Source organism: Luteibacter sp. P4_D7_3 (assembly GCF_056401735.1).
Map to the genome: position 1 here is coordinate 1 of NZ_JBFUIT010000326.1, position 4,301 is coordinate 4,301.

Below are 4,301 nucleotides of genomic sequence, written 5' to 3' on the forward strand. Positions count from 1 at the left end.
GTGTCCAGACCAGCATCTTGCGCATGACGGGGGTCGGGTCGTCGAAGGCGGCAAAGAGCGACGTGAGTACGGCGGCGATGCCGATGCCGACAGTCGCTGGAGGCCACTGAATCCAAAGAGCCAATCCGCCACACACCAGAACGGCGATGGCAGCATTGAGCGCAGACCAGGCAGCTACGGCCTGGTCGACGTGCAGACTCAAGACCGGGGAGTGTTCAACCAGACGTGCCGCCGTCGGGCTCATATCACGGTCGGGCGTTGCCAGTGCGTCGGCCAGATGCAGGCACTCGTGCCATGCGACGGCTAGCTCGCCCATGCGTTCTGCAAGGCTGATTTCGACAAGTGCGGTCCATCCTGTCGTGGCCGTTGCAGCCGGCACAGTTGCGCGCAGTAATGCTTTGAGTGCACGAAGTCCAAATGCGTCAAGCCCGTCACCCTCAAACCAGTCCCTCGCCCTAGCGAGCGCTTCTTTAAGGGCAGGGCTTCGGTCCCGGGCAGGTAGTTGGCTCAGGCGGTCGTCGACGGCAGAGAGCAGGGGCAATAGGGCTGCAAGGCGCTCAGCAAGAGCCTTGGCAGCCGGTGCTCGGCTTTGGCCCCGGGGCGATTCAAAGGCGAGCACCGAGGCCTGCAGGGCGACATCGACTGTCGCAGTGGCAAAGCGCAACCGGCTGAGTTCGTCGGCCGGCGCGGTGGCCCCGTCAATGACTTTGGTGATGGCCCCCCGCGCACCTTCTATCGCACCTTGGACTTTGGCACCTAGGACCGCATGCACACTCCTAGGTAGGATCAGCGCGTGGGCGAGCGATGCGCACACAACCCCGATCAGGATTTCTTCAGTGCGGGCAATAGCCGTCGTGAAGATGTTGACGGGGTTGTCGATGACCGGCAAGCCGACGAGGATGGCGCCGTAACCTGCCAACAGCGGTAGGTAACTTCTCGGCGTGCGGTCTTGCAAGGAGACATAGACGCAGAGTGCAAGCCAGCTGGCAAGCGCTATGAGCATCAGTTCCGGCGCGTCGACCGTGTTGGGGATAATGGCTAGCGCAGCGATGAGTCCGATGACGGTGCCCACCACGCGAAACGCTGCCTTGGCCCAGACCGCGCCCTCAATCGAGGGCTGGCTGGTCAAGAAAACGGTGATGACGGCCCACCAGGGATTGGGCAACTCGAAACTGAAGGCAATGAACAGCGCTGCTATGGACGCGAGATAGCAGTTGAACCCGAAGACAAAACTTCGCGACGTCATCGGCTCAGGCCGTCATTGATCACTTGACAAGGCTGACCACAGCGGCAATCTTGCGGTCAAGATCCTGGCCAATGTCTGCGAGGCCCGGTTCAGGGAACTGGGCGAGGAAGGAGGACGGCTTGTCATAAAAAATCGTCGCCACGGACGCTTCGTGTTCCTGGAGGATGCAGACACGAAAGGGGACGTACATCGAGCCGCGTAGGTCGATGTCGATGATGCTATTGGCTGTGTCGGGATTGCCTACAAGGTACAGCGCACACTGCTTGACCTTGCCCGACAGCGACGTCAGTGCGCCCTGGTCGACCTTATGGAAGATCATCAGGCCATGGGGGTTGGCCACCGTCCAGATTCGGGCCTGGACTTCCAGCCATGGTGCCTTGCGCTTGACGAACGCCATGCCGTCGGCATCGTTCCAATGGCCGAGCGTGTGTTCAAAGCGGGCCGTCGCGAGCTCATAGGGCAGATCGGTGACCTTGGCGATGCGAGTGACCGTGATCTGCTCGGTTCCATAGGACATTGTCGGCTCCGATTGATGTATCTAGACATGGTAGGGGGAGTCCGGCGAACTCGGCTTGATGCTAGCCATCGTTTTGTCCCGTTCCTGCGCCGCAAGAAAGCGACTCCGCAGAAAAGTCCGGCCGTTAAGCATTCATGCCGCCATCGACGGCGATGACGGCCCCGGTGACGAAGCTTGACTCGGGCGATGCGAGGAACGCGACAACCGAGGCGATTTCGTCAACGCGCCCGTAGCGGCCAACGGCTGTCAGTGACTGCAGCCATGCAGCCATGTCAGTATTGAGCGGGTTCATGTCCGTCTCAACCGGTCCCACCGACAGGGCATTGACCGTGATGGCGCGCTTGGCGAGATCCCAGGCAGCTCCTTTGGTAAACCCCTCGACCGCTGCTTTACTCGAAGCGTAGTCGGCAAGCCCCACCGCGCCCACGCGCGTGGCCGAAGACGAAGAAATGTTGATGATGCGGCCATGGTTTTCCATGATGCGAGCCGCGGCGCGGATCGTCGCAATAGTTCCTTCGGCGTTGATGGCAAAGACGCGCTCTAGCCGATCGTCATCGCCTTGTTCGCAAATGGGGCCCATGTCGAAGATGCCAGCGTTGTTGACCACGACGTCAAGGCGCCCTAGATCCGCGCGCACCCATTCGACCATGTCTTCAACCTGGATGCGGTCGCCCTGGTCTGCACGATAAGCCCGCGCTCGGTTGCCACCTGCTGACAGCTCGTTGACTATCGCGTCTGCAACCTGGGCACTGTGGGTGTAGGTAATGACGACGTCGGCGCCCATCTTTGCCAGACGAAGCGCAATCGCCCGACCGATGCCGCGCGTGCCTCCCGTTACGAGGGCGACCTTCCCTTTGAGAACCAGCGTCATCGGAGCTCTCCCGTGAGTGAAAGAAGGCGTTCGGTGCACCGGTCGCGAACGATGGACATCCTCATCCGCCTTCTATCGTCGGCACTCAACGCTCGGTTCGATAGCAGCAAACCAAACGCTTTGCTCAATCCGATTGCCGAAGGACGGTCAAAATCACTGGGCGCGGTGATCGAAGGACCCGCCGGTCACGTTGACTTCGAACGCGCCGAGCCGCCGGCGCATGCGTCCCCACTTACCGGGTGGCATGCCGGTCAGCCCCGTGAAAACACGAGTGAAGTGACTCTGCGAGGCAAAACCGCACGCCCTTGCGACGTCGGTCAGCGGCAACGCACCCGACGAAATCAGCTGCTTGGCGTGTTCCACCCGGCTGGCAAGCAGCCACCGGTGGGGCGGAACGCCCAGAGTGTGGAAGAACGCTCGCGAGAAGTGGCTTTGCGACAGGCCGCAGGCAGACGCCAATTCGGCGATGGAGAGCTTCCCATCGAGTCGGGATGCGATGAGGTCGGTGGCCAGTTTTGCCTGCCATGGCGACAGTTTAGCGCGCCTCCGCACGAGGTCCGTGCACGGGCCCGAGTAGTTGAGGACCACATGGGCATGGAACGCCAGGGCGATCTGGTCGACGAAGAGCTGGYTCGGTTCGTCGGGGCGGTCGAGCGCCGGCAGCATCGCAAGGGCGAGGTTGTAGAGCACGGGATCCAGCGTGCCGAACTCCGGGCGTGAGAGGCTGCCCGTCATCGTCACGCCCGCGTCGCGCGCGAGCTCCTCCAGCGATGCGCGGGAAATGTAAAACCGCACGAAGTCGAAGGGCGAGCGGAATATGCTGATGGGGTCGCTCTGGAAATTGAATAGATAGAGCCCCGCTGCAGCGCTGCCGCCCCGCTTGACCGTCTTGCCAAGAACTTGGATGTCTGCAGACACCAAATCCTTGACAACAATATTTGCTGCGTAGGCGTCTTCAATCGGTACGGCGCGTGACGGGCCGTGATCGGGCTCGTCACAGCGAACCCTTGAGATGGTGATGGGTGACTTGGCCGGCATGCTTGAGCGCAGGGTCGGAACGGCCTTGAGCCGGAAGCGGTGTGCAACCTCGTTCGTAGTCATGGTGCCTTCTCTCGCTTCAGGCGCGACCAGGTGTGCATCGAAGGTCGACTAGTCCTTTTCCGGGATTGACGGCGTTTCGCCGCTCCTGCCAGGGTAAAGGCACACAGGGTGAAGCCTATCCCCCCAACATTGGCAAACGATGTCGATGGGCATGATTCGGCAAAAGTGTTTCTCAGTCAATCCGCCTACGGGGCTACTGCCATAGCCGTGGGTTGGGATGCGTTGTTCGGGTAAATCACCCCTCTGACGCTCATCCGATCCATCAGATGTCGCCGCTTGCCTGTCCTACACATCCGCCCCGGAGTCCAGATCGGATCAAGCATCCATATCGTGTGACCTGACCCGATGGGAGTCGCGGACGTTGTCTTGCCTGTGCGATCCATTGGACGTACTTGTGACACGCTTTACTGAATATAGGTGCGTTAGGGGTTCGCCGTCTTCTACCAAGGCGACAGCTTTGGTCTTGCGGGCGTGCGTGGAAACCGAGAGGCGTCGAAGCGGCACGGCGTAGAGGCCGTTCCAAGTACGTTGGCCAGCAGCCCGACCACCGCTGCATGCCACAGGCC

General features: G+C 61.1%; 4 protein-coding genes. All 4 read right to left on the reverse strand.

The window, feature by feature from the left end:
• The coding region (locus tag AC1DSN_RS19090) for an FUSC family protein (RefSeq protein WP_477332241.1) at positions 1-1,246 on the reverse strand (1,246 nt) is incomplete at its 3' end.
• A 19-nt stretch (positions 1,247-1,265) separates the two neighbouring features.
• A complete protein-coding gene (locus AC1DSN_RS19095; RefSeq protein WP_477332243.1) occupies positions 1,266-1,763 on the reverse strand; it encodes a DUF302 domain-containing protein in 498 nt (165 codons plus the stop codon).
• A gap of 124 nt (positions 1,764-1,887) precedes the next feature.
• Entirely contained in the window at positions 1,888-2,634 is a 747-nt protein-coding gene (locus tag AC1DSN_RS19100) for an SDR family NAD(P)-dependent oxidoreductase (protein WP_477332245.1), read from the reverse strand.
• 153 nt (positions 2,635-2,787) lie between these two features.
• A complete protein-coding gene (locus tag AC1DSN_RS19105; RefSeq protein ID WP_477332247.1) occupies positions 2,788-3,735 on the reverse strand; it encodes a helix-turn-helix domain-containing protein in 948 nt (315 codons plus the stop codon).
• Positions 3,736-4,301: the final 566 nt, after the last annotated feature.